30 protein-coding genes are annotated in these 25193 nt (G+C 41.2%); 19 read left to right on the top strand and 11 right to left on the bottom strand.

The genetic code is table 11. The features are described 5' to 3' along the window. Positions 1-5 precede the first annotated feature (5 nt). Genes thiS through AC3ZVC_RS01950 form a run of 3 tightly spaced genes read left to right on the top strand, consistent with a single transcriptional unit; the run spans position 6 to position 1994 of the window. Positions 6-209, top strand: coding sequence for a sulfur carrier protein ThiS (gene thiS, locus AC3ZVC_RS01960; protein ID WP_490066047.1), 204 nt, complete (start codon positions 6-8; stop codon positions 207-209). 1 nt (position 210) lies between these two features. After that, entirely contained in the window at positions 211-978 is a 768-nt protein-coding gene (locus tag AC3ZVC_RS01955; protein WP_490066046.1) for a thiazole synthase, read from the top strand. Next, positions 975-1994: a MoeB/ThiF family adenylyltransferase gene (locus AC3ZVC_RS01950; protein ID WP_490066045.1), complete on the top strand. Its 1020-nt coding sequence runs from the start codon at positions 975-977 to the stop codon at positions 1992-1994. Before AC3ZVC_RS01955 ends, AC3ZVC_RS01950 begins: the two co-directional genes overlap by 4 nt. A 58-nt stretch (positions 1995-2052) precedes the next feature. Here the strand turns inward: AC3ZVC_RS01950 and AC3ZVC_RS01945 are convergent, their stop codons facing one another. The 3 genes from AC3ZVC_RS01945 to AC3ZVC_RS01935 all read right to left on the bottom strand — a co-directional run bounded on the left by AC3ZVC_RS01945 (position 2053) and on the right by AC3ZVC_RS01935 (position 6086). Next, positions 2053-2493 carry a hypothetical protein gene (locus tag AC3ZVC_RS01945; RefSeq protein ID WP_214988250.1) on the bottom strand — a complete coding sequence of 147 codons (441 nt, stop codon included), beginning with the start codon at positions 2491-2493 and terminating at the stop codon, positions 2053-2055. Positions 2494-3215: 722 nt separating this feature from the next. Continuing rightward, positions 3216-4874: a bifunctional metallophosphatase/5'-nucleotidase gene (locus AC3ZVC_RS01940; protein WP_490066044.1), complete on the bottom strand. Its 1659-nt coding sequence runs from the start codon at positions 4872-4874 to the stop codon at positions 3216-3218. 9 nt (positions 4875-4883) lie between these two features. Beyond that, positions 4884-6086, bottom strand: a complete 1203-nt coding sequence (locus tag AC3ZVC_RS01935) for an NAD(P)/FAD-dependent oxidoreductase (RefSeq protein ID WP_490066043.1) — start codon at positions 6084-6086, stop codon at positions 4884-4886. A gap of 162 nt (positions 6087-6248) precedes the next feature. Between AC3ZVC_RS01935 and AC3ZVC_RS01930 the strand changes: the two genes are divergently transcribed. The 3 genes from AC3ZVC_RS01930 (at position 6249) to AC3ZVC_RS01920 (ending at position 9008) form a co-directional block, all read left to right on the top strand. Beyond that, entirely contained in the window at positions 6249-7859 is a 1611-nt protein-coding gene (locus AC3ZVC_RS01930) for an ATP-binding protein (RefSeq protein WP_490066042.1), read from the top strand. 3 nt (positions 7860-7862) lie between these two features. Continuing rightward, positions 7863-8531, top strand: coding sequence for a response regulator (locus AC3ZVC_RS01925; protein WP_490066041.1), 669 nt, complete (start codon positions 7863-7865; stop codon positions 8529-8531). A 114-nt stretch (positions 8532-8645) separates the two neighbouring features. Then, complete coding sequence (locus AC3ZVC_RS01920) at positions 8646-9008, top strand: hypothetical protein (RefSeq protein WP_490066040.1); 363 nt, start codon at positions 8646-8648, stop codon at positions 9006-9008. 99 nt (positions 9009-9107) lie between these two features. Here AC3ZVC_RS01920 and AC3ZVC_RS01915 read toward each other — a convergent pair whose 3' ends face one another. Continuing rightward, on the bottom strand, positions 9108-9239 hold the full coding sequence (locus AC3ZVC_RS01915; protein ID WP_285289083.1) for a hypothetical protein: 132 nt from the start codon (positions 9237-9239) through the stop codon (positions 9108-9110). 265 nt (positions 9240-9504) lie between these two features. On the opposite strand from AC3ZVC_RS01915, the gene AC3ZVC_RS01910 reads away from it, so the two are divergent. The 5 genes from AC3ZVC_RS01910 (at position 9505) to AC3ZVC_RS01890 (ending at position 13827) form a co-directional block, all read left to right on the top strand. Further along, positions 9505-10509 (top strand): tripartite tricarboxylate transporter substrate binding protein, encoded by a 1005-nt coding sequence (locus tag AC3ZVC_RS01910; protein WP_490066039.1) that lies wholly within the window; start codon positions 9505-9507, stop codon positions 10507-10509. Positions 10510-10598: 89 nt separating this feature from the next. After that, the gene (locus tag AC3ZVC_RS01905; RefSeq protein WP_490066038.1) at positions 10599-11057 is read left to right on the top strand and encodes a tripartite tricarboxylate transporter TctB family protein; all 459 of its coding nucleotides are present in this window, start codon (positions 10599-10601) and stop codon (positions 11055-11057) included. Between the two features lie 14 nt (positions 11058-11071). Then, a complete protein-coding gene (locus tag AC3ZVC_RS01900; RefSeq protein ID WP_490066037.1) occupies positions 11072-12589 on the top strand; it encodes a tripartite tricarboxylate transporter permease in 1518 nt (505 codons plus the stop codon). Between the two features lie 112 nt (positions 12590-12701). Further along, positions 12702-12992 (top strand): hypothetical protein, encoded by a 291-nt coding sequence (locus AC3ZVC_RS01895; RefSeq protein ID WP_490066036.1) that lies wholly within the window; start codon positions 12702-12704, stop codon positions 12990-12992. Positions 12993-13215: 223 nt separating this feature from the next. Continuing rightward, complete coding sequence (locus AC3ZVC_RS01890) at positions 13216-13827, top strand: hypothetical protein (protein ID WP_490066035.1); 612 nt, start codon at positions 13216-13218, stop codon at positions 13825-13827. Positions 13828-13920: 93 nt separating this feature from the next. Here the strand turns inward: AC3ZVC_RS01890 and AC3ZVC_RS01885 are convergent, their stop codons facing one another. Beyond that, positions 13921-17259, bottom strand: coding sequence for a trifunctional glycoside hydrolase family 18/polysaccharide deacetylase/glycosyltransferase family 2 protein (locus AC3ZVC_RS01885; RefSeq protein WP_490068789.1), 3339 nt, complete (start codon positions 17257-17259; stop codon positions 13921-13923). Between the two features lie 1013 nt (positions 17260-18272). Here AC3ZVC_RS01885 and AC3ZVC_RS01880 point away from each other — a divergent pair. From AC3ZVC_RS01880 to AC3ZVC_RS01860, 5 genes are all read left to right on the top strand, one after another. Beyond that, positions 18273-18590, top strand: coding sequence for a hypothetical protein (locus AC3ZVC_RS01880; protein WP_490066034.1), 318 nt, complete (start codon positions 18273-18275; stop codon positions 18588-18590). Positions 18591-18738: 148 nt separating this feature from the next. After that, on the top strand, positions 18739-18960 hold the full coding sequence (locus AC3ZVC_RS01875) for a hypothetical protein (protein WP_490066033.1): 222 nt from the start codon (positions 18739-18741) through the stop codon (positions 18958-18960). A gap of 206 nt (positions 18961-19166) precedes the next feature. Further along, complete coding sequence (locus AC3ZVC_RS01870; RefSeq protein ID WP_490066032.1) at positions 19167-19679, top strand: GNAT family N-acetyltransferase; 513 nt, start codon at positions 19167-19169, stop codon at positions 19677-19679. Positions 19680-19848: 169 nt separating this feature from the next. Next, positions 19849-20301: a GNAT family N-acetyltransferase gene (locus AC3ZVC_RS01865; RefSeq protein WP_490066031.1), complete on the top strand. Its 453-nt coding sequence runs from the start codon at positions 19849-19851 to the stop codon at positions 20299-20301. A 69-nt stretch (positions 20302-20370) separates the two neighbouring features. Then, the gene (locus AC3ZVC_RS01860) at positions 20371-20532 is read left to right on the top strand and encodes a hypothetical protein (RefSeq protein ID WP_490066030.1); all 162 of its coding nucleotides are present in this window, start codon (positions 20371-20373) and stop codon (positions 20530-20532) included. A gap of 183 nt (positions 20533-20715) precedes the next feature. Here the strand turns inward: AC3ZVC_RS01860 and AC3ZVC_RS01855 are convergent, their stop codons facing one another. Both AC3ZVC_RS01855 and AC3ZVC_RS01850 read right to left on the bottom strand, forming a co-directional pair. Next, positions 20716-20919, bottom strand: coding sequence for a DUF2187 family protein (locus tag AC3ZVC_RS01855; protein ID WP_490066029.1), 204 nt, complete (start codon positions 20917-20919; stop codon positions 20716-20718). Between the two features lie 34 nt (positions 20920-20953). After that, entirely contained in the window at positions 20954-21268 is a 315-nt protein-coding gene (locus AC3ZVC_RS01850; protein WP_490066028.1) for a hypothetical protein, read from the bottom strand. Between the two features lie 180 nt (positions 21269-21448). Here AC3ZVC_RS01850 and AC3ZVC_RS01845 point away from each other — a divergent pair, with 180 nt between their 5' ends. After that, positions 21449-21586, top strand: coding sequence for a hypothetical protein (locus AC3ZVC_RS01845; RefSeq protein WP_490066027.1), 138 nt, complete (start codon positions 21449-21451; stop codon positions 21584-21586). Between the two features lie 225 nt (positions 21587-21811). Next, positions 21812-22015 (top strand): ChaB family protein, encoded by a 204-nt coding sequence (locus tag AC3ZVC_RS01840; RefSeq protein ID WP_490066026.1) that lies wholly within the window; start codon positions 21812-21814, stop codon positions 22013-22015. 88 nt (positions 22016-22103) lie between these two features. Here the strand turns inward: AC3ZVC_RS01840 and AC3ZVC_RS01835 are convergent, their stop codons facing one another. Genes AC3ZVC_RS01835 through AC3ZVC_RS01825 form a run of 3 tightly spaced genes read right to left on the bottom strand, consistent with a single transcriptional unit; the run spans position 22104 to position 23510 of the window. Then, positions 22104-22397 carry a putative quinol monooxygenase gene (locus AC3ZVC_RS01835; protein ID WP_490066025.1) on the bottom strand — a complete coding sequence of 98 codons (294 nt, stop codon included), beginning with the start codon at positions 22395-22397 and terminating at the stop codon, positions 22104-22106. 21 nt (positions 22398-22418) lie between these two features. Next, a complete protein-coding gene (locus tag AC3ZVC_RS01830; RefSeq protein ID WP_490066024.1) occupies positions 22419-23054 on the bottom strand; it encodes a nitroreductase family protein in 636 nt (211 codons plus the stop codon). A gap of 27 nt (positions 23055-23081) precedes the next feature. Beyond that, positions 23082-23510 (bottom strand): MarR family winged helix-turn-helix transcriptional regulator, encoded by a 429-nt coding sequence (locus AC3ZVC_RS01825; RefSeq protein ID WP_490066023.1) that lies wholly within the window; start codon positions 23508-23510, stop codon positions 23082-23084. A 206-nt stretch (positions 23511-23716) separates the two neighbouring features. Between AC3ZVC_RS01825 and AC3ZVC_RS01820 the strand changes: the two genes are divergently transcribed. Next, a complete protein-coding gene (locus tag AC3ZVC_RS01820; RefSeq protein ID WP_490066022.1) occupies positions 23717-24118 on the top strand; it encodes a hypothetical protein in 402 nt (133 codons plus the stop codon). A 51-nt stretch (positions 24119-24169) separates the two neighbouring features. On the opposite strand, the gene AC3ZVC_RS01815 is transcribed toward AC3ZVC_RS01820, so the two are convergent. Continuing rightward, positions 24170-25108 (bottom strand): nucleoside hydrolase, encoded by a 939-nt coding sequence (locus AC3ZVC_RS01815; RefSeq protein ID WP_490066021.1) that lies wholly within the window; start codon positions 25106-25108, stop codon positions 24170-24172. Positions 25109-25193 lie beyond the last annotated feature (85 nt).

The following is a 25193-nucleotide window of genomic DNA, read 5'->3' as shown; positions in this document are numbered from 1 at the left end:
CTTTTATGAAAGTTGTCATTAATGGGGAAGGTATTCAGCTTCCGGATACAGTCAATACCGTTCCCCTTCTGCTCAAACATTTCGAGCTGGAGCAAAAGGTAGTCATTGTTGAATTAAATCAAACTATTTTAGATAAATCGATGCATGCTGAAACCGTTTTAACGGATGGAGATCGAATTGAAATCGTACACTTTGTAGGAGGCGGATGATATGTTGAAAATTGGACCCTATGAATTTAACTCACGGCTGCTGCTGGGAACTGGAAAATATCCAAATTTTGATGTTCAAAAGGAAGCGGTAGAAGCTTCTGATACTGAGGTGCTTACGTTTGCTGTACGCCGCATGAACATTTTTGAAGCGAATCAGCCCAACTTTTTGGAAAAGCTGGATTTAAAGAAATATAAATTGCTGCCCAATACGGCGGGAGCAAGTACAGCCGAGGAAGCTGTCCGGATTGCCAGGCTATCCAAGGCTTCGGGGCTTTGCGACATGATCAAGGTTGAGGTAATCGGCTGCAGCAAGACACTTCTCCCCGATCCGGTTGAAACACTTAAAGCAGCAGAAATCCTATTAAACGAAGGCTTTATCGTCCTTCCGTATACCTCTGATGATGTAGTCCTTGCAAGAAAGCTGGAAGAACTGGGCTGCCACGCGGTAATGCCATGTGCTTCGCCAATTGGTTCAGGGCAGGGAATTATCAATCCTGTTAATCTACAATTTATTATTGAACAGGCTACAGTGCCGATTCTTGTAGACGCCGGGATTGGGAGCCCCGCAGATGCGGCATTGGCCATGGAGCTGGGGGCAGATGGAGTCTTATTAAATACTGCTGTTTCCTCTGCCAAAGACCCGGTCAAAATGGCAAAAGCAATGAAACTGGCCATTGAAGCAGGGCGGTTAGGCTACGAGGCCGGCAGGATGCCCAAAAAACGGTACGCAACAGCAAGCAGCCCGGCGGAAGGAATGGTTTTTAGTTGAATGTGCGATACTCCCGCCAGATCTTATTCCCTCCAATCGGCAAAGAAGGCCAGAAAAAGCTTGGAGAAAAACATGTTTTAATTGTGGGCGCTGGTGCATTAGGTGCTGCAAACGCAGAAACGCTCGCAAGGGCAGGCGTCGGCAAACTAACAATCGCCGATCGCGATTATGTGGAATGGACCAATCTGCAGCGCCAGCAGCTTTATTGTGAAGAAGATGCTGAGCAAAAAACGCCAAAAGTCATTGCCGCAGCTAACCGATTGAAAGCCATTAATTCAGAGGTGCAAATCATCCCCCGCATTATGGATGTTGGGGTACAGGAATTAGAAGAGCTGATTGTAGGTGCAGATTTAATCATTGACTCAACAGACAATTTTGATATTCGCTTTCTAATCAATGATATAGCTCAAAAGCATAGGATTCCATGGATCTACGGAGGCTGTGTTGGAAGCTACGGATTGAGCTATACTATTTTGCCGGGGGTTTCACCTTGTCTGCAATGCTTGATGGACAAACTGCCATTAGGGGGAATCACCTGCGATACGGCGGGTGTTATTCAGCCTGCCATTCAAATGGTTGTCTCTCACCAGTCTGCAGAAGCATTAAAAATATTAGCAGAAGACTTCGAATCATTAAGGGGGACACTTGTCTCTTTTGATATTTGGAAAAATCATTATAGTTCTATTAACGTATCTTCTCTAAAAAATCCTGAGTGTTCATCATGTGGGAGCAGCAGAGCATACCCCTTTCTATCTTATGAAAATCAGACAAAGGCAGCGCTGTTATGTGGCAGGGATACCGTGCAAATAAGACCTTCAGCCCTTCAGAATATTGATTTTGCCTACCTGGAAAAAGTCCTGGTGTCTCAAGGAATCAAAGTAGAGAGCAATCCTTATTTGGTTTCGTTTTCGATCGGCGAGAAGAGGTTGGTCGTCTTTAAAGATGGAAGAGTGCTGGTTCATGGGGTAAAAGACGTTCTCCAGGCTAAAAGCCTGTATCATCGCTTTTTAGGTTAACGTAAACATAAAAATGCGCCTCCGAATGATATATCGGGGGGCGCATTTTTATTTGGCCTTACCGGCTTTTTAACAGAAGTTTATCCAATTCCCGTACTTGATCATAAGCGTTTACTAGATGTTCAGGTACCAATGTCCGTCCATATTCCCACGAGTTTCTTTCAATTACAGACATCAGCTGCTCTATTTCCTCATCTTCTCCGTACATTAAAGTCTTGATATCATGTTTGTTTTTCTTGAAATCCAGATAATAGCCGATTTCATGATAAAGAAGCAATTTGACAATATTTTCTTCAGTCTCTCTGATTTTGAAATTAATTTTGGCTATGTATCCGTTCACTTGCAGGTAGTTAAATTTTATTGTATTAGTTGAAACGTTATAGTTCATAGGAGCATTAAGTTTATTGTTGAATTCATAGTTTATATTCAAACGATGTTCTGCTAAGGTGTTTTTAATAATCTTCTCGATATCCCAAATATAAAGCACTTTGTTTATCACAATCCTTTCCTATAATTTGTACCGTTGACTTGATTATACAAGCATGCTGGAAAGGGGAATAGGCTTTTCATGTGAAATAGGTCTAATTGGTTAGAAACTGGCAGAATCTGAAATAAAGATACGGTATACCGTTAATGTTAAACGGGGGATTTGGATCATGTACAGTATAGTAAGTTAAGGAAATAGCAGGTAATTTAAAACCTATTTAGGTTAGAATGGCAGTTATGGTGACGCTGTTTCAATTTTTTTGACTCTGTTAAGTTTGCCTGTTGATTTCCGCTGCAAATCAACAGGGTGCAAAAACAACAATAAGCTTTAACAGAGCCTTTTTGGTTTTGGGTTATATGACAATTTGCGAAACTGTAAAAAAACGAACGAGAGCTGATTAGTCAGGAATTCTTATAGTTGTTGTACCAACTCATAAATACATTTGTGAAAAAAAATGAAAATAGAGCTGCAAGAGCAGAGATTAGCAGGTTTCTCATTGAGTCTAAACCATAAAGCTGGAATCCGATAAGCAGGGAATAGTTTGAACATAATCGTATGTTATCCATTACAATGGCTGCTTTTTGAAAAATAGGAAAGAAAACTCCAAAAAGCATCAAGAAATAAGTATATTTTTTCATGCCACCACTCTCTCATTAACTATTTTTTATAGAAAAGAATATGCGGCCAGTCCGATTTTTATTAGAGAAATTAAGAAGGGCGAATCCTCATGTGTTTCAGTCACGAGGATTCGCCCTTCTTTCGTTATCTATTTTTCGAATCCGCCCCTCAATCTCCGTACTAAACGGCTGCGGCAGCTTTTGAATATAATCGACTAACGCCTCAATATCCGTTGGCCCAGTTTCTCTGTTTGTTCCTTTACGGAAGACGGTGAAATTGTCTCCGCCTTCAGCCAGATAGGTGTTTACGGCGACTGAATAGCTCTGGCCGGGATTGAGCTTTGTTCCATCCGCTAGGGTGATATCGATTACTTTTTTACCGCGGGGCAGGCTGTCATCCCATGTGTAAGAGAGACCAGATATCTGCAGGATTCTAGTAGCATTTGGCTGCCATTGCTGATTCAGGACGTCGCGGATTTGCCTGCCGGTTAGATTCATTTTGACGAGCGGATTATTAAAAGGAAGGACAGTGTACAGGTTGCCCCAAGTCACGCTGCCTGCATCAATGTCAGCCCGGATTCCGCCGGGATTGATGAAAGCGAAATCAGTGTTCATGGCAGCGAGCTGGGAGTCGGCAATGAGATTGCCAAGAGCGGATTCACCGCTTTGATTCCGTTCGGCCGTAATCCGATTCGCAGCAGTTCCTACTTCTCTGTTTACAATCGGTTCAACTCTTTTCTCATAATTCTCGATCATCCGGGTAATGTCGCTAGCGGGTTGGATATTCTCGTGATAAGCGGTCATGATTTCCGCCTGCTTGCTGACAATATCCTTTGTGATCCGGTCGATTTCAATATCCACATCTGAAAAGGCCGTTCCATATGAATAGGATTGTACCAGCAATTTCCCATCAACTACGCTATTTAAATAAGCATGATTATGGCCGCCGTATAGAATGTCCACTTCATCGTCCACATTTTTAGCTAATTCGATTAACGTGCCGGTGGGCTGTTCCCCGCTTTCTTTTGACTTTCCGGGTATATGGGCCAGCACAACAATTGCTCTGACTCCTTTTTTCTTTAGCTCGCTGGCATACTTGTTAATGGCTTTTGCTTCATCTGTAAACGTCAACCCTTTTACCCCGCTTGGCGCCACAAGATTCGGTGTTTCCTTCATGACGACTCCAATAAAGCCAATCGGTATCCCGCTTCTTTTTAAAATTTTATAGGGAGGAAGGAGGGGCTTGCCTGTATGATTGCTGATCACATTAGCTGCCACCCATGGAAATCGGGATCCGGTAAAACCTGCGGTTGCCGTAGGTTTGACGCCATACAGAAGCCGAATCAGTTCAGCAGCTCCTTCATCAAATTCATGATTGCCGACTGTTCCAATATCAAATCCCATCCTATTGAGGAAATGGATGGTGGGTTCATCCTGTAAAAGAGCCGAAACCGGAGGACTTGCTCCGATCATATCACCGACATGAAGCAGTATCGTACTTTCACTGTCAGCTGCACGCTGGCGAAGGTAGGCAGCCAGGTAATCAGCGCGGCCGGCGGACTGGCCATTGACCTGCCGGGTTACATTCAGCTGGCCATGGAAGTCGTTTATGCCCAGGAGCTTAATGTGAGGATTTAGCGACTCTGAACGTTCGTCAATATGGCCGTGATAATCTTCTGAAAGGCCCTGTTTATCCCAGGCTGCGGGTACTGATACAGTCTGCCAAGGAAACAGCCACTGTACGCTCACCAGTAAAATAATCATAAAGTTATTCATATTAACCACCTAACTGCGATCCAGCCGGACAATATCTGCAGCCGGATGGTAGTTATATTTTATTAAATCCCGAATAATCATGGCGCCAATCATGCTGCAGACTGTTCCATTTCCTCCGAATCCAAGCAGTAAGTAAACGTTCTTATGTTTCGGATGTTCACCGATTAAAGGGAGGCCGTCAAATGTATTGGCATAAAGCGAATTGTACTCATACTCCACTTTCGCTTTTAAATTAGGGAATAGCTCTTTGACAGATTCCAACAGCTTTTCTGTTTTCCGTTTAAATTCTTTTCTGCCATATTCGCCAAGAGGCTCGGTTTCATCAAGGCCCCCGGCAATGAGCCGTTTTTCATCACTAAGGCTAATATATAAATATGGCCGTTTCGTTTCCCAGATCAGGCAATCTTCGTACCATCGCTCACGGTCGCTGAGAGGATCGGTAACAACCGCATGTGTCCGGGAAAGGGTGATTTTTTTCGTGTTCATAAAATCCAGCGTATCATAGCCGGTTGCAAAAATAACTTTTTGGGCGGAAATAGTGCCGCCATTTGTTTTAAAAGTATGTTTCTTATCACCAAGTTCGTAATCCTTCATTGCCGTGTTTTCGTAAATCTTCACACCTTTGCCGGCTGCACTCTCTGCCACTGCCTGGCAAAATTTCATTGGATTTACCCGGGCATCACCAAGGGTATAAATCGCACCTGGTTTGGTGAATGGAAACTTGGACTTGATTTCCTTTTCATCCATGAAGGCAACCGGAAAATCCAGTTTGGATAAGAGCTTATACTCAGCTTTCAGCTTTGACAGATCGCTCTTGCTGCTTGAAAAATACAAGCTGCTTTTCTTTTCAAAGCTTGATTCGGTGCCGGAAGCAGCTGCAATGCGGGCAAGCTCATCTATTGCTTTTTGGCTGAGCTTATAATAAGAGACTGCTTTCTCATCGCCTATTTGTATGATCAGGTCAGTTAGCAACAGATCGGACATGAAGTGAAGGACTCCTGTGTTTGCGGATGAAACCCTGGCACCGATTTTATGTTTCTCGATCAGGACGGTATCCACTCCATACTCTCCAAGCAAAAAGGCACACAAAGCTCCGGAAAGACCTCCGCCTATAATTAACACATCGCATTCCAAATCATTGTCAAGCTTTTCGTACTCGTTGGAATTCCTGCTTGTCTCCGGCCAATATAATCTGCCCTGAAAAAGATCCATTTGGAGATCGTCCTTTCTGTGAAAAATAGCAGTTTATTTTTCCACGAAAGGTTCCTTATTATGTGTAAAGGCATAAAAACGAAAAAGACCAAGATGACAAAGGAAGGAAATATTATTAGAATATTAATAGATTTATAAATTTTCGTTCATTCCGGGGTGCCTATGAAAACCAAAAAACTTCCGATGTCTCTGCAAACAAAGATTATTGGTTCTAACATATTAAATACCATTTTTATCATATTAATTTTTCTCGTAATTTCTTTAGTGATTGAATATAAGCATGTTGAAAAGCAAATGGGCAACCAGGCTCTTCAGCTGGCCATCGCTGTATCGGCCATGCCTACGGTTGTATCTTCTTTTGAACAAGATGAGCCGTCAAAGGTCTTGCAGCCGCTGATTAATAAAATCAGAAAAGAAACAGGAGCGGAGTTCATTGTAATCGGAGACACAAACGGGGTACGCTTTGCCCATCCGGATGAGAATAAGCTTGGCAAGACAATGGTTGGGGGAGATAACGGCCAGGCGTTAAATGGCGAGTTTTATATATCCAAGGCAAAGGGCTCCCTTGGCAGGTCCATCAGAGGAAAGGGGCCGATTAAAAATGAGGAAGGACAGATTATCGGTGTTGTATCAGTTGGGTATTTAATGGAAGACCTGCAAGAGAAAGCAATTCAGCGTGGAAAAGAGATCGGCTTTATCTCTTTATTCGTTATCCTAATTGGGATGATCGCAAGCTACCTGCTGGCAAGGAATATCCGCAGAACCACTTTGGGGATGGAACCCTATGAGATGACCTCCCTGTATTTGGAAAGGAATGCGATCCTTTATTCCATAAAAGAAGGAATTATCTCTGTAGATAAACACGGATTTATTAGAATGATCAACCAATCAGCTAAAAACTTATTGGGTGTGAAGGACGATATCTTGAATCAAAAAGTGGAAACGATTCTTCCAAACACGGGCGTCTATAGAGTGCTCCAAACAGGAGAACCCGACCGGGATCATGAGGTAACATTGCGAAATAAAAATGTCATCATCAATCGCACTCCTATCATTGAAAATGATCAAGTTATTGGCGTTGTCTCAACGTTCAGGGATAAGACAGAAATAAATAATATGGTCCAAACTTTAACAGAAGTAAAAAAATATTCAGAGGATCTGAGGGCGCAAACCCATGAATTTTCCAATAAACTTTATGTGTTATCAGGCCTGCTGCAATTGGGGAAGTATGATGAAGCCATTAAAATGATCCAGGCTGAATCCTCTGCGATCGAAAGCCAGAATAAGATCATTTTTGAACAAATTCATGACCCCAAAATTCAAGCTTTGCTGCTCGGGAAATTAGGAAAAGCTTCGGAGAAAAAGATTCAATTTATTATTGATGAAAACAGCAGCATGGAAGCATTGCCGGCACATTTATCTTATGCAGAAGTCATTTCAATTATCGGAAACCTGGTCGACAATGCTTTTGAGGCGGTGGAGGGAAAGAATGACGGTGAAGTAACATTTTTTGTGATAGATGTAGGAGAGGATCTGGTTATCGAGGTCTATGATAACGGACCAGGCATTCCAGAACATGAAGCAGAACGGATTTTTGAGACAGGCTTCTCTACAAAGGGAGAACAAAATCGAGGGTTTGGGTTGGCCATTGTCAAACAAGCTGTGGAAAGCCTGAACGGAACGATTGAGGTTCAATCCAAGCCTGGGGCAGGAACGGTTATTTCCATTTATCTTCCTAAAAATATCCCGAATCCAACAAAGAGAGGTGAATAGTCCATGAAAATCGCTATTGCAGAGGATGACTTCCGTGTCGCTTCCATTCATGAGCAATTTTTAGAAAAAATAAATGGTGTGAAGGTAGTGGGCAAGGCCTTAAATGCATTAGAAGCCATCGATCTATTAGAAAAACAAGAGGTAGATCTATTATTATTGGATAACTATCTGCCGGACAGAAGCGGGGTCTCTTTACTTCCGGAACTGAGAAGTAAATATCCAAAGCTGGATGTCATTCTCATCACAGCTTCCACAGAGAAAAAAGTGGTAGAGCCTGCTATTCGCAATGGGGTCCTTGATTATATTGTTAAGCCGGCTGATTTTAACAGATTTAAGGCTGCCCTGGAAAAGGTGATGAACCGGAGAGATGTGCTGGAGTCTGGTAAAGAATTTAATCAGTCTGTCATTGATCAGGTCATCTTGGGACGTCCTCCTACAGCAAATCCCGTATCTCTTCCAAAAGGAATCGATCCATTAACACTGACAAAGGTTCAGGAAACAATGGAGAGTTTACAGTATGGGATTAACGCAGAAGAATTAAGCGAGCATTTAGGTGCTTCGAGAACAACAGCAAGAAGATATTTGGAGTATTTAATATCCGAAGGAAAAGCTAAGGCCGAGCTGGAATATGGCATTGTCGGCAGGCCGGAGCGAAAGTATTATTTGATATAAGCGGCACCTTTCTTTATAGAGAGGTGTTTTTTTATTGGTTTATTAAAGTGAAATGATTGCATCTTTTATTGGCAATGATATTTATTATACAAACCGTGAGAGGAGAGGGTTTAAGTGAACATTACTTCAATAAAGTTCACCGATCCTCCTGTCTATCATCAATTTCCTCCGATTTATGAAAATTTAGGACTTCCTGAAGTATCTTCCTTCATAGAGCAGCGATTTGAATTTGTTTATACATCAGGGAAGACTGAAAGAACGGGACATGGAACGATTCGCCTGTATAAACAGCAAGGGGATTTCAAAGTAATGATTCCAGAAAGATTACATGGATTCGGTCCGGTCAGGCTGGAGAAATTGAAGCGCTTGTTATTGGAAAAGGTAAAAGCAAATTTCATTCAAAACATGGAATCAGAGCGGCCAGAACGGAAAATATACTATACCGATTTCCGGCGCAAGGGCAAAGAGAAGGATTGAGTTCAATTCATTTGGTTCTTACTTGAATGTGCAGAGAATATCCAATATACACTCCTTAGTCTGAATGAATAGGGACAGATGGACTGTCCCCATTCTCTATTACTTTCTGTGTTCTCTTTGTGCTTTTAAAGCGATTCTTTCAAGGCCGTTTGCTCTGTCGTCCGCAAATTCAACATCTTTCGGAAGAGCATTGTTCTGATGTTCAGATTTGTTTTTCTTGTTTTTAGCCACTTTTTCACCACCCTTATTTGCTTTCAGCTTCAAGGATGCCAATGAAAGACACCCGCGATTTTAGTTTGCATTCTTTTTTTCATGCTATGCTATTTGATTACTTCCTGTAGCTACTCCAGGTTAATCCCCCTTCTGTGAACAAAATGAACAAAATAGCCACAAAGGTTTTTATGCAGGATATTTTGAAAACGATTACATTTTTATTTTTCTGACTTATTATAGCGTTTAAGGATGGAAGAATTAGCAGAACAAAGGGGGAAATACAATGAAAAAATTATTGGGTACGGCAGCTGCTTTGATGATGCTTGTGACTGCCGGATGTTCAAGCCAATCATCTGGCGGAAATACAAGTGCTAATGGGGAGTGGACACCATCACAGCCAATTGAAATTACGGCACCTGCAGGGCCGGGCGGCGGCTGGGATACGACCGCAAGGATGGCATCTCAAGTTTTTGAACAAGAAAAAATCATTGATAAACGCTTGCCTGTTGTCAATAAAGCTGGCGGAGGGGGAGCGATTGGCTGGGCCTATGTCGCCGGTAAGGATGGAAGTCCGCACCATATGTTTGTTGGGTCACCTCCATTAGTATTGGTTCCTTTAAACGGACAATCTGAATATGGATATGAAGACTTTACACCAATTGTGAATGTCATTGCCGATTATGGTGCATTTGTAGTAAAAGCAGATGCCAAATGGGACAGCCTGAATGATTTATTTGAAGATATGAAAAAGGATCCTGCAAGTGTAAGTGTAATCGGTACCTCGTCTCCGGGAAGTATGGACCATATGCAATTTGTCAAAATCGCGAAAGCAGCCGGAGTTGATGTGACAAAGATTAAGTATATTTCAGATCCTGATGCAGGCGGGTTAACGGCTGTTCTGAATGGAAGTGTCGATGTTTATACAACAGGTGTTGCTGAAACGATTGAACAAGTAAGAGCAGGAAAAATTAAAGTGCTTGGAATTACTTCTGAAGAGCGATTGGAAGGGGAGGTTTTATCAGACTTCCCAACTGCTAAAGAACAGGGAATCGATGAGACATTCATTAACTGGAGAGGCTTCTTCGGACCTCCGAACATGGATCCTGCCGCTGTAAAATACTATGAGGAAAAATTTAAAGAGCTAAACGATTCACCAGCTTGGGAGGAAATCCGCAAAAAGTATGGCTGGGGAGAGCTTTATATGGACAGTGAAGAGTACAGTGAGTTCTTAAAGACAGAAGCGGAAGATATGGAGACACTGCTTGAAGAATTAGGGCTGGCCCGATAAGCTTTTGCCCAAATAACATGAAAGATTAATAGAAAGATAGAACATCTAAAGCTGTTCTATCTTTCATTCTATTAAAAGAGGTGATAGGAATGCTTACAAGAATCAATCAAAAAATGGCGCTTATCCTCGCGGTTATTGCAGGAGTTTATTTAATCCTAAGCTACAATCTTCCAAAATACCCTAATGCCATTATTGATGCTGACGTTGTCCCTAAAGGGCTGGGTTTTCTTTTATTATTCTTTGCCGTTTTGCTGTTTTTTGATAAGAAGGAAGAAACTGAAGCGGAGAAGCAAAAGAGGAGTTTGAGCAAGAGCAATTTATTCGTGCTGCTGGCTGTACTGGCATTTATTTTAGTTTATATTTCTTTGCTTGAAGTTCTTGGATTTTTAATAATGACCACACTATTTATTTTCAGCTGTTCATTATTCCTGGGGTATAAAAAACATCTTGCAAATGGGATTGTGTCGGTTGTTTTTTCCTTAGCTATTTACGGATTATTTAATTATTTGCTTCGAATTAATCTGCCAGCAGGCATTATTCCATTTTAAGAGGAGGGAAAAGCATGGATGCATTTCAAGGGTTAATGACAGGATTTCAAGTCGCATTTAGTTTGCAGGGAATCCTGTTTGTTTTTATCGGTGTATTTGTAGGAACCTTTATCGGGATGATGCCTGGATTGGGGCCAATTAGTGCCATTGCCATTATGATCCCGATCACCTACAGTATGGATCCAACAGTTGCTTTAGTGATGATGGCTGGAGTTTATTACGGGGCGATATTCGGAGGGTCGAGTTCTTCCATTCTCTTAAATGCACCTGGGGTAGCCGGAACGGTGGCAACTGCTTTCGATGGTTATCCAATGGCGCAGCAGGGGAAAGCCGGCAAAGCGCTGGCGATCGCAGCGATTGCTTCTTTTACGGGCGGTACGGTAAGTGTTATTTTGTTAATGCTATTCACGCCGCTGCTGTCGGCTGTTGCTGTTTCGTTTGGTCCGGCTGAGTATTTTGCCTTAATGTTTATGGGACTGACAGCGATTTCAAGTTTGTCAGAGGGATCAACGATTAAAGCATTTATTTCAGCTACTTTAGGTTTTATCGTCGTGACAATCGGGATTGATAGCCAAACAGGTACAAGCCGATTTACATTTGGCAATCCCAACTTGCTCGAAGGAATAGACTTTTTAGTCATAGCACTGGGGTTATTTGCCCTAGCTGAGGTTTGTACACTTGTATTAAATCGTAAAGACGATACAATGAGCAATAATAAAGAGCTGGGAAGCCTGCGCATTTCCAGGGAAGATATGAAGGAAATGAGAGGGCCGATGACAAGGCAATCATTCTTGGGATTTATTATCGGTGTCCTGCCTGGTGCAGGAGCGACGATTGCTTCTTTTATTGCGTATATTACCGAGAAAAAAATGGCGAAAAACCCAGAGGAATTTGGAAAAGGTTCGATTAAAGGATTGGCAGCCCCGGAAACGGCTAATAATGCGGCCACTGGTGGGGCGTTCGTGCCATTGCTAAGTTTGGGAATCCCAGGTTCAGGGACGACTGCTGTTTTATTGGGAGCATTCTTGGTTTTAGGCGTGCAGCCGGGTCCATTGCTAATACAAGACCGTCCAGAGGTGTTCTGGGGAATTATTGCGAGTATGTATGTCGGAAACATCTTTTTGCTGATTCTTAACCTGCCTTTGATTCCTTACATTGCAAAGGTGCTTAGAATTCCAAGGCCGCTATTAATCGCGCTGGTTATTATTTTTAGTTTGATAGGAGTATACGCGATCAGCTTTAACACATTTGACCTGTATCTTCTCGTTGCATTCGGGATCATCGGCTTCCTGATGAGAATGTTTTCATTCCCGGCCGCTCCATTTATCCTCGCTTTTATCCTGGGGGGTATGATGGAACAAGCTTTAAGGCAAACTTTAACGATTTCTAATGGCAGCCTATCCATCTTCCTTGATAAGCCGATTGCTTTAACGCTCATTGGCATTAGCTTGCTGACGATTTTGGTTCCGTTGTTTACAAATAAGAAGAAATATGTACCAGTAAACTCCGACCAGAAGAAAAATATTAGCTAATCTAGCAGAGATCATCTCCTTAGGCCGTTTTTTCCGAGATAGCTTGTTTATCCAAAAACAAGACGGGAATGGACTAATGTAACCATAATACTGCCAAAGGAGATGACAACAGATGAAATATAAAAAGCTATTGCTATCGGTCCCATTAAGTGCAGGATTATTGTTGGCAGGATGTGGCACTGATCAGGAGCCGCCACCGGAAACAGAAGAAGTGGAATTAGAGGATAATCAAATGGAAGAAAATCATAACGAAGATACAGAAATGCAGGATCCGGGCACAACAGATGATACCGAGATGCAGGATCCAGGAATGGAAGAAGAATCGCCAGCTGATGAAGGCGGCATGGATGATACTGGTGAAGAAAGTAATATGGATATGAATGAAGAGGATTCGGAGAATTAATTTGTTTTGCTGAATAAAACGATATAGTACGTAAAAGCGTCTGTTATGGTGACAGATGCTTTTTCTATTTTCTAATGGAGGGCCAATAACATGGATATTGTCTATATTGATTAAGCATTTCTGATAAAAAATCAAAAATACTGTTTTACTATACCCCCATAATACAATTTGGTTCACTCGTATTCTTTACATACGATCATACATAAAACATGAGGGGAATTATATGAACACACTAACCAAGGGAGCTCTTGCCATGGTATTAGCGGGATCTGTAACGTTTTCTGTCACTAACGCCGTGTTAGTCGATCAATTAGCTAAACAATTTACGGAAAATGCTTTCACTATATACAGAGATCTAAAAAAAGCAGATGTAACCAGACCAGCAGAAAAAAAGGTGGAAGATCAAACACCAACTATCAGTGTAAAAGAAAGTCACATAAAGCTTTCTGATGATAATTCTGTTAAAAACGGAAACAAGAATGATAGGGCTGCTCCAGCTATTCAGCAGGATTCGAAAAAATTCAGCAAGAGTACTGCAACAAATCCTGTTAGTATAAAAGAGACAGAAACACCTGATGCAGCAACGGCAACTGTGCCAAGCACAAAAGCGCCAATAAAAACAACTCCATCCAATTCGGCGGAAACGAAAGAAATAAGTACTGCCGCGAAACAGGAGACTAGCGCCAAAGCACCAACGACAAAGCCTGCACCGATAGAGAAAAATACAAATAGTGCAGCCGCCGCTCTACCCCGTGGACAAGAAGTTTCTCAAACCGCAAAAGAAAAGGCTGCGAGCGTTCAGGATAAAAAACAAAACAACGGAAAGAACAATTGATTTTTTCGAAAAGGGTCACCAAGAGAAGGTGATCTTTTTTGTTCATAGAAAAAAGGCCTTCCCGAAATGGAAAAGACCTCTGAGAAGATTTCATTATATAGATTTCTTAACTTTCACGATGGAGGTTTCTTGAGTTACATTCCCTTTTCGTTTTAGTTTATTCCAGCCTACGGTTACTCCCTTAATGGCAGAGAAGATGGATTTAATCACCACATAAGTCATAAGCTGTTTGTACAAAATTCTTTGCAAAAACAATGAACCCAGTGGTTTAGGGCTTTCTTTCTCCAATCGAAAAGCATACAGAGAAGTAAAGAAATCCATTAAGTAGAAAAGAATAAATCCAATGGCTGCTTTTTCATGGTGTGAGGTAAAAAGGGCCATAATGAATAATATATCTGCAAGAGGCGATATAAGTTGAAAAATATATTGAAAAAGCCACATGTTTGGAAGGGCAAGATATCCCAATGAGTTATGGTTTTTATTGAATAAAGCCTCACGATGTTTCCATAAGCATTGTAAAGTACCGTAAACCCACCGGTAACGCTGTTTTGCCAGACTTTTAATATCTTCCGGCACTTCTGTATAGGCATAAGCCTTTTCTTCAAATTCAATCCTTTTCCCATTGCGTAAAAGTGTAAGAGTGATATCAGTATCCTCTGCCAGAGTATCCTCTTTAAAATACCCTGCTTCTTCTACCGCTGTCTTTCTCCAAGCACCAATCGCACCTGGTACAACTGTAATGCAATTGAGAGCGGCAAAGGCCCTTCTCTCCAGGTTAAAGCCTGTCACATATTCGATATGCTGCCAATTGGTAAGGAGGTTCCCCTTATTTCCGACCTTAACATTACCTGAAACCGCAGCCACATTTTCCTCTTTAAAATGGTTTACGAGCAAAGAGATGGCATTTTCGGCGATAAGTGTGTCTGCATCAAGAGCAACTACGATTTCCCCTTTTGCTTCTTTAAAACCCAGGTTGACAGCGGAGGATTTTCCTCCATTAGGTTTTTTTATTAATCTGACAAGAGGATGGTTTGCAAAAGCTTCTTGAACTGCTGCAGAAGTATTGTCTTTTGATCCATCGTCGACAATCAGTATTTCAAAAGCCGGGTAATCACTGGATAGTATAGAATTGATTGTTTTGCAAATTACTTTTTCCTCGTTATAGGCAGCAATAACGACACTGACAAATGGTGTAAAGCTCGGATCAATCTGGGTCTCTCTATACCTTTTTACTTGTTTTCTGGATAGGAAAAATAGGATAGTAAGCCGTAAGATTCCTAAAAGGATAGCTGAGTAGAGCAGGATGCTTAATCCTGCATTCCAGCCTTGAATTACCTTGAATACCGCCTTGACATAGACCAAATAAGGGCTGTCCTGTTCAGCTGGGGGCATAATCTCACTATCATCTTTTCCAGTTAGATCAGCAACGGTGGTAAATGTGTAGCCTCGCTTTTTAAGTTCATTAATCATGATAGGCAAGGCTTCTACAGTATTGGAGCGGTCACCGCCTGAATCGTGCAGCAAAATCACATTTCCTTCTTGAAGCTGATTCAATACCTGATTGACACTTTCATTACTAGAACGATGTTTCCAATCAGCAGAGTCAATAGATTCACCGACCATGGTATAGCCAAGATCCTGAGCCTGCATGATTGACACCAGCTCGCTTCTTGTGCGTAGTTCAGTATCGGCTACATATGGAGGCCGGAAAACGGTCATCGAATGGCCTGTAATCCCCTGAACTAAACGCTGAGTTGCATTTAGTTCCATTCTAAAACGAGATGGCGAGATGGTTGATATATCAGGATGTGTAAATGTATGATTGCCGATTTCATGGCCTTCATCATAAATCCTTTTTACCAGCTGAGGATGCATCATAGCATTCTCGCCTACTACAAAGAAGGTGCCTTTAATGTTATACCTGTCCAAAATGTCCAATATTTCTGGTGTATAGGCTGGGTCCGGACCGTCATCAAAGGAAAGGACAACTTCTTTCTTGTCGGATTTTCCATAACGGACCACCTCAAAAGGTTTTGGAAATTTGACATAAGATTCAGATTGAATCAACCCATTTGAATCTAATTGAATCGTTCTTTTGCCTTTTTCAGGTTGAGAGGCGACTTTTAAAACTTCCCCTTCTCCCGTATGGAGAACTGGCAAAGGATTATCAAAAGTACTCAGGGCATGGGATGGATTAAGGATTTCCTTTGGTTTATTCAGGAAATTCCAGATAGACGGATCCTCTGATCCCAGGCGCCAAAGTGCTATTCCCCTTGAGCCGCTATCGATTGCGAGACTCATTTGATTATAAAAAGTAGCAGCATCCAAAAACCACACAGTATGTTTTTTCCCGTTTTGTATGTATCGTAAATAAGGATTGCCAGCTTCCGTGCTCCAATTGATTGTGAGACCCGTTCCACTGCCCAGGTTCATGATATCCCCGAACGTCATGTTAGCTGCGGGCTTCCTGGAGTTTTCTTCCCAGTCGTAACCGTAGGTACCTAAGCCTGCAATCAATTTTTCTGAAGGGATATCAGGTTGGTACAAGTTTTCCTTGACCCAATCGGTTTGGGCCACAGGACCGGGCTCACTTATGGAGTAGTGCTGGTCGTATAGCATGACGATCACACGGTCAGCGCTTTTTGCTAAGGAAGCATAATCATAGCTATTATCCTTTGGCGGGACATCCAATGTGACCATAAGACCATGCTGGTGGAATCTCTTATAAACCTTATCCATGAATTGAGTGAAATGGTCTTTGTCATTTGGATTTATTCCTTCAAAGTCTATATTAATTCCGTCAAAGCCATTTGTTCTCACATAAGCTAGCATATCTTTAATAAAACGTTCTTCAGCGCCGGGAGTAGTGAATAACCGGTGCAGGACATTGCCATCCCATTTATTATTTATAAAATTATTCACTAATGGCAGTATCTTAATATCATGTTCTTTTGCCTCTTTAACAATAGAGCGGTCAGTGGCGGCCTTCAGGGTTAGGTCTGGTGTAACCTGCAGCCACTCGGGCACTAAAGTTGTAATGGAATCTCTATTTTTTTTGAAAGAGGCTTTGCTGTTCTCGTCCCAATTGACGTAAAAGCCATACACTTCTTGTTTATTGGAGATTTGTGCTGTGTTTAATTGTTCCGTGTTTTTTGTGCTAAGAGGGGAAGGATTCGTTTTTTGAATCTGTGAAGCAAGCTCTTCTTCACTGAAGCGTTTGTTAATCGGCTCAATCCCGCTCTTTATTGTGCTTTTATTCAATTGCAGCTCTGGAAATGTTGGATTCGTATTTAGGCTTTCGATAAAAAAAGTCGATACTACAACAATTAATATAGTAAAGCCAACACTCATTCGTTTAATGATGGACCAGCGCCTTTTTGCAGGATCAAGAAAAACATGTTCCTGGTTATGCTCCCTTGTTTTTAACCCCAGGTTGTAAAACCAGTGGAAGAAAAAATAGCAGACAAGGCCAATCAAGCCTCCAAAGGCACCGGAGGCAATAGCTTCAGAATTTTTTAGCGAAGAAAACAACCAGTAATCTTCTAACACATGTAACTCCAGAAGCGGTAAATGACGAATGTTAGGAATAAAAACGGTTATCAACGTTCCAAGGAATATGGCGATGATATTAAGACGCAGCAAAAGTGAAAAAGCTAGTAATAAAAAAGCAAGCAAAAATGGAATTCCTAAGTTATCTAAAGGCAAAAAGGCCAGAAAAAAACCAAGTGTACTCGCAACCGCTCCTTTATTTCCGGTGACGGGTGCAAACAATGATCTGACAACCCACCTAAAAACTTCATTCAAGTAAAACTCCCCCTAGGTGTAGTGTCGAAAAATGTATAACTAAATCTTTTAGAATGATTTTATACAATTAATATCTGTAAACAACCCATTGGGCAGTTAACTGGAAGTTCCCTTAAACATTGAACTTCCACCGGACAGATTCTTTCGACAAAAAATGACTATCAACAAAATCTTAGGTTGTTATTTTAAAATTTTGGGGGTAGGTTAAAAAAATTCTTTTATTTTTAAATGGTAATTCAGGATAATTAAAGGGAAAGGCTGTTTTCGCAAAGTTTGTTGCTTACAAACCAGTGTTAATTACTGAGTTGATTGGAGTGGAAGGCACTTGACTCCTGCGGGAAGAGAGGGAGCGGGAGACCCCGCAGGCGTGAAACGCCGAGGAGGCTCCCGTTCCTCCCCGTGGAAAGCAAGTGACTGGAGCGGAAATCAACGGGCAAGCTTTAGAGTCCAAAAACAACAATCTATACGAAAAGAGCTAAGGGAAATAAAAAAGCCCATATAGTAAAGCTACATTGAACCTGGATGGAAACACAATTTTGATTATGGATCGTAATTGGAATAGGCTGAATTTTTTGAGGCGGGATAATCCCGGATGTTTGAACTCCTTTTCCGCAGAGGTAAAGGATAAGAGAGGTGATAGGATGAAATATGCAGACTCTCTATCAGAAGCAGTCGATTTTGCCAAGGAGAACAACCAAGGACGTATATTTATCAGCCAATCAGAGGCTTACCCAGGGGGAATGATATTTGGCGATGAAGACAGTGCATCCGGGGCTGCCCTGAAAATGAAAGTGCAGATCTTAGCTGAATCACAGGAAAACAGTATGTACTTCCAGCAGGAATACGAGGATGAAATCCTATATAAAGAGGCTGTTAGCCAAATAGAAGAGCTCAAAGAAACGACGGATTATGAGCTGCTCAAGCCGTCAGAAATGGAAGAGAAGGTACAGAAGTATTAATGGGAATTGATAAATTGAGACGGAGTGGGAAAAGGTTTCCACTCCGCTTTTTCGTTTCATCCTTGTTTTTACCCTCCATGTTTATAAAATTGGTTACCGGGAAAAGACAAAATACGAAACATAATACTGCAAAAGGAGAGGACATCACATGAAATATAAGAATCTTCTATTATCTATCCCGTTAGGTGCAGGATTAATGTTAGCAGGATGTGCTTCCGAGCAGGATCCGCCGCCGGAAGAGGAAGAAAACATGGAACTGGAGAATCAGGAAGATAACCAGGAACCTGATGCAACGGAAGAGCCTAGTGAAGAGAATATGGATGAAGAAGAACCGGACATGGATGAAGAACCTTCAGAGGAAAATAATTAATAATAGTTTGTGAAATAAAGGGATAAAAGCACCTGCAAAAAAACATGCGGGTGCTTTTTTGTGCTTTATAAACGCAGGTGCAAAGGGGATGATCCTTTGCACCTGCCATTGAAAGACAATATACACTAGCCGCTTTGAAATGGAGAAGGGAATTCTTTCAAAATAGACGAATAATATCATTATAAATTTTAATAGGGGAATAGAAAATGAATCTTAAAACAGAGAGATTAATCCTTCGCAAGTTTAAGGAAGAAGATTGGCGGGACGTTTACGAATATACTTCAGATGCTGATGTGATGACGTATATCCCAGAAGGTGTTTTTTCGGAAAAAGCTGCGAAAGAGTTTGTCCGCACACATAGTGGAGAAAGCGCAGAGCATTTCCCCGTCCTAGTAAAGGATGGAAATGTCCTGATTGGCCATATTTCTTTTCATAAGTATTTTGGCGATCATACATACGAAATTGGCTGGGTGTTTAATCCGAAGTTTTATAATAAAGGCTATGCTTCAGAAGCTGCTTTTGCCGTGCTGAAGTATGGTTTTGAGGAGCTTGGCCTGCATCGGATTATAGCGACCTGCCAGCCGGAGAATCCTCCATCCTACCGGGTGATGGAGAAAATCGGGATGAGGAGGGAAGGCTTTTTCAAGAAATGTATTCCCCACGGCGATGAGTGGTGGGATGAGTATTATTATGCGATGTTGAAAGAAGAGTGGAAATAGCATCCAGTTTTCATAGAGGATATGTTAAGATTAACAAGTCAGACAATTTTGTTAAAGGAGGCGTTCATTATGGTAAACAACTTGGCATTAACTGTAAGTGAAATGAAGGGGTTAACGCCTAATTAACAAATTGTTAGCGTTTCCCCAAAAAACGAAAAGGGGAATTATAGTGAATACAGAAAAAGTTATAATTGAGGGATTACATGCAGAAAACTGGTATGACTGCTGTTTATTAGAGGTATCGGAAGAGCAGGAAGCTTATCTCGAGCCCAATGCCGTTTCTATTGCCCAAAGCAAATTTGAAACCACTTTAAAGCCATACGCCATCTATTTTGAAGATAAAGCAGTTGGCTTTTTGATGTTCAACACAGTTCAGGAAGAGCTTGAGGGCTACTGGATTTATAGAATTATGATCGATAAGAAGTATCAAGGCAAGGGCATAGGCAAAAAAGCGACTGAGCTGATGATTGCTGAAATGGCTAAACTGCCCGACGCGAAGACAATTGTTGTAGGATATCATCCGGAAAACATGGGAGCACATAACCTTTATAGAAGTTTAGGATTTGTGGATCATGGTGATCGGTTCGGAAAAGAAATGGCGGTTATTAAAAAGATCGGCTAGAGGTCTCGGAGGGATGATGGGAAGCGCTTCTTATTTTCTGGTGAAACAAGATGGAAAGCAGGATAGGCTATGATGGAATTTATGATTTTCTTGTTTGTTTTCTTTATTTTTCTTGCGATTAGTTCAGTCATGAATGTGTTGTTTAAGATGACCGAAAAGAAGCATTGGGGCATGTCCTTGCTGCTGAGCCTGGTGCTGGCTGTAATGAGCATTGCCATTTGGGGGATCTAAAAGGTAGGGGTCCGCAGCTATTTGGGGACATTTTCTAAACATTAGTACCAAAATGACGGTAATTTATTTTGCAAAAAACTCGCCACAGTGTGATGGCGAGTTTTTTGTATAAGTACATAATTTCATCTCTTCGTTAGCAGATAAACAAAAATGCGGCATATTGACCGTATGTAAGTAAAAGTATTAAGATGTCCCGGATGATAATACTGCATAATTAGAATGTTTAACAACGGTTTTGGTTGTATCATAATGTAACCTTTGGCTTGATTCCATTGAAATTTCAACAATGACACTATTGTCCCTTACAGCGCCAACAACGCCTTCAATGGTTATTTCTTTTCTTTGAAAAGAAATGCGATCCCCTATGCTCGCTGTTTTCTTCGTCATCGTTAGTCCTCCGCTTCAATAAAAACTTTAAAAACTATACTAAAAGATGATCTAAAGTTAATACCCGATGCAGCAGGGAATGATTGGAGTCTAAAACGCCAATAATAATTTGGTTATCTTCTGTTAAGGTAACATATCTAAAATATTCGTTTGTATAAATGGTAAATTGACTTTCTTTTTTGCTCTCTAACTTCGCAAACACGTCTTCCGTGTACTGAAGGGGGAGTATGTCCTTTCGTTTTCCCTCTGGATCGTTGAGCCATCTCTTAACCGTGTCTTCTAGTGACCTTTGTTCAATCATAGATAACTTTTTCTTAAAAGTTAATTGTGATGCAGCTACTGTTTTCATTTTTTTCACTCCTCAGAATCAGTCTATACCGAGAAGATCATGACAAACAACACGAATACAGTGACATTCTAGTTACAATTTGTTTACTTGGCAGCCCTGAACAACATCGCTTTTTTGTATAAAAATGCTTGGAAAACACATACTTTATGTATCCTGAAAACTTATGAAAAGGTGATGAAAATGGATAAGCAATATCAATTTGCACATTTGTCGGATGGGGATCTTCAGCAGGTGCATAACCTGGAGAAACAGTTAAGCGAGGAAAAGGGAGAAGAGGTCATTCTGATTGCATATGATCATAAAGAGAACAAAAAGTAAAAAAGGATTAGAAATCCCTTTATTCATTTAATATTGCAATCAGTGTGTAGAGATATTGGTGCAGTTTTTTTAATGGCCAAGGATATAGACGCTTGGGGTTTTTAAATCCCAAGCGTCTTTTTGTGAAACAATGGGTGATCGCTCCCTGCAAATGGGCGAAAAGTGTTTGAAAACTGCCTTTTCAGGAAAAATACCTAACAGAATAGAAGCAGAGGGGGAATCTTCATGCCATATGATCAACTGAGCGAGCTGCCGGAATCTGTTAAAGACAATCTGCCACATCATGCACAGGAAATCTTTAAGGAGGCCTTTAACTCGGCAAGCGAGGAGTATGATGAGGAGGAAACGGCCTTTAAGGTTGCCTGGAGTGCCGTGAAGAAAAAGTATGAGAAAAATGAAGAGGATGAATGGGTGAAGAAGGAAGACTAGCAGGAGTCCAGTGAAGGAAAAGTTTTCCTTTGCTGTTGTTAAAACACAAAAACGCTTGGAATCCAAGCGTTTTTGTTATAATAGATCCTTATTTTACTGCATCCGCATTATATAGCTTTACCTGCGGAGGAGCAGCCATAAACTGCTGAGCCTTCCCGATGAATCCGGTAAAGTGTACTGTTTGATTATGGAACTTCACAGCGTCCATGTCCTTCCATAATTCAACCATCGTGTAGGAACCGGCTTTTTCTGTATCTTTTAAAAGGTCATAAGAGATATTGCCTTCCTCTGTTCTTGAAGCTTCAATTAACGGTCGGATTTCAGCCAGAAAGTCGTTTTCCTTTTCGGGCTGAATTTGAAAATCTGCATGAATAATAATCATTTTCCAAGTCCTCCTCTAGATTTATCTCCATTCCGCGATGGTATCAACAGGCAAGCGGACAGATTTGTATCCCTGGTCAGCCGCTTTGCCGATTGAAATCAGCATAACAGGGTAGTAGCGGTCCTTGTCCAAATCAAATGCTTCAGCAATGCGGTCTTTTTCATAGCCGCCGATTGGGTTTGTATCATAGCCATGGGCACGGGCAGCAAGCATCAGCTGCATGGAAACAAGGCCGGCATCGATCAGGTTCATTTCCTTCTTTTGTTCAAATGTCATGGCTTCTACCAGACCCTTGATGGCTGGAACTTGCTGATCTCTTACCTCCGCAGGCATGTAGCCTCTTTCCACGGCTGTATTATAAATCGTTTCGATAAATGCTTCGCTTTTCATATCCACAAAAACGGCAATAACCGCTGCAGAAGTCTGGACTTGTCTTTGGTTAAATTTTGCCAGCGGAGCTAATGTTTCTTTGCCTTCTTTTGAATCAATAACCACAAAGCGCCATGGCTGCAGATTAACGGAGGAAGGAGCTAAAGCGGCTTCCTCCAGGATTTCGGCCATTTCTTCTCTGCTGATTTTTACGTTAGGATCGTAATTGCGGATGGAACGGCGTCCTGTCACAATTTCTTTAAAGTCGTTTATGGCTGTTTTATTCATAATGAACTCTCCCTTTTCGTGGTGTTATTAAATGTTCTCTACATTCTCCTGAATGCGTGTTAGCATATCTAAAAGCGTTGTGCGCTCTTCATCTGAAAATCCCTTTAGGATATTGCCAATAAAACGCTGCTTTTCTTCGCAGTATGCAGCGATTTTCTTCTTGCCCTCTTCGGTCAGGCGGACATAAGTAAAGCGATTATCTTCAGGGTTTTTTCGGCGGATGACCATTCCTTTTTCTTCAAGCTGCTTAAGATGCCTGGTGACAGCTGCATGGTCAATATTTACCTTTTTTTGAAGTGCCCGCTGGGTGACTTCCTCTGCTTCAAAAAGCTGACGCAGAATCTCTAGCCGTGACTGGCTGATCCCTGTACAGCGTTCAAACTTCGGCAAGGTCTGTTTATTAAGCTCAAACAGCCGCTGGGCAATGAGTTCTTCTTCCTTGGAAAAATTATTCAAAGCATCCTCCACCTTTTTAATGATTGATACGTCAATTATTGATGCATCAATTAATATACTCCTTTCGTTATTGGAAGTCAAACAGATAAGCTTAAGGATAAAAGGATGCTCCAGGGTCAGGGTATAGTTTCAAAGGTTTTAATAGGCATGCAATCAATCATATTTTGGAAAAGGAAACATCTCTTATATAAGAGGTGGTTTAATTTATGTATAAAAAACTAATTCGATCATTAATGGTAGTTCTTCTTTTGTATTCATTCTATGAGTTGATGGTTAAAACCAAAACGGTTAGGTATATGGGGGAAGACGAAAATTGGTACGTAGAGATTAACTCCAAATTGGATGGACTTAATGGCAGCTATACCATTGAGGTTAGGTATAAAGGAAAAGAAAAAATTCAAAGTGCAGAAGCGGCTTTTCATCCACACTATAATAATATGGGTTTTCCCTCGATCAATAAGGGTGGTTACATTTATTGGGAGTGCCGTGATGACTGCGGGTATTATGATAAGGAATCTGAACTTCTCTTTTTTATCGTTTGGAAGGAAGATGGAGATTTGGAGGAGAAAATGAGTTTATTTAAATTACGGAAAATGTCTAGCAGATAGGTGCCTGACCTCAGTTGCCTTATAAGCGGACAGGCACCTTATTTTTGCTGCTTACGAATTTCCTGAAGAGCTCATAACTTTTATAAAATCTTCAATAAATCCCTGATAATTAAAATCCAGATAAATGTTTATATTCTTTTCAGAGGGCTTGGAACTGACTCTTAAATCCGCAATGGAAGTACCTTTTCCGTCATTCGATGTTAATATGTTCACCTCTCTTCTAATCGTACGGCCCATGTCCGGATTGACCATAAGGAAGAGTGTTAAAACATCATGTAGTGGGGCACCATTAATGCCAGGGATGAGTTTTTTATATGCTTCTATATAGTACTCCATTACCTCATCCAAAATCTCAATAACTGGGTTGTCAGTCATCTCCTGAATCATTTTAATATGCTCCATTGTGATGATCGCTCTGTTCGTGACGTTGAGCGGAACAACATATACATTATCTAAATTTGTCAGTACCAGCTGAGAGGCGATAGGGTCACCATAGAAATTGGCTTCTGCTGAGGGGGTTACATTTCCAGGAACCATAAAAGCTCCTCCCATTATAAAAAATTCCTTGATGCTATCTGAAATATTTTCCCCTAATTGAAAAAGGGAAGCTAAAGAGGTATTTCTCCCCACATCGACTACTGTTACATCTTGGTTCTCTCTTATGATGTTGTAGAGCTCCGAGAAATTGGTTAATTCTCCTTTTACTTCTTCCGGGGGACGTATTGGACCTAATCCCTCTTCGCCATGAATTTCAGGATAGAACCTGGGAGTCTCCCCGGATGAAGGAATATTAGCTCCTCCAATTATAGGGATATCCGTTCTGCCGGCCAGTTTGAGCAAATAGGCGATGTTGTCTGTTGCTTGTTCTTTTGTAACATTCCCATAGCTGGACACGATCGCTAATATATTTATTTTTGGATTTAGAAGGGCATATATGATGGCAATGGAATCATCAATTCCAGGGTCTGCAAACAAAATGATGTTTTTCATTTTCTCCCCCCAATAAAAACGTTAATTTCTATAAATATATCTTATGAGGCAGGAGGTTATGCCATTAAGGCGGGGAACCTAATTG

It is taken from the genome of Cytobacillus sp. C11.1 (assembly GCF_058145115.1).
Note: the sequence above shows the minus strand (reverse complement) of the source record. Positions and strands in the feature narration are given on the sequence as shown.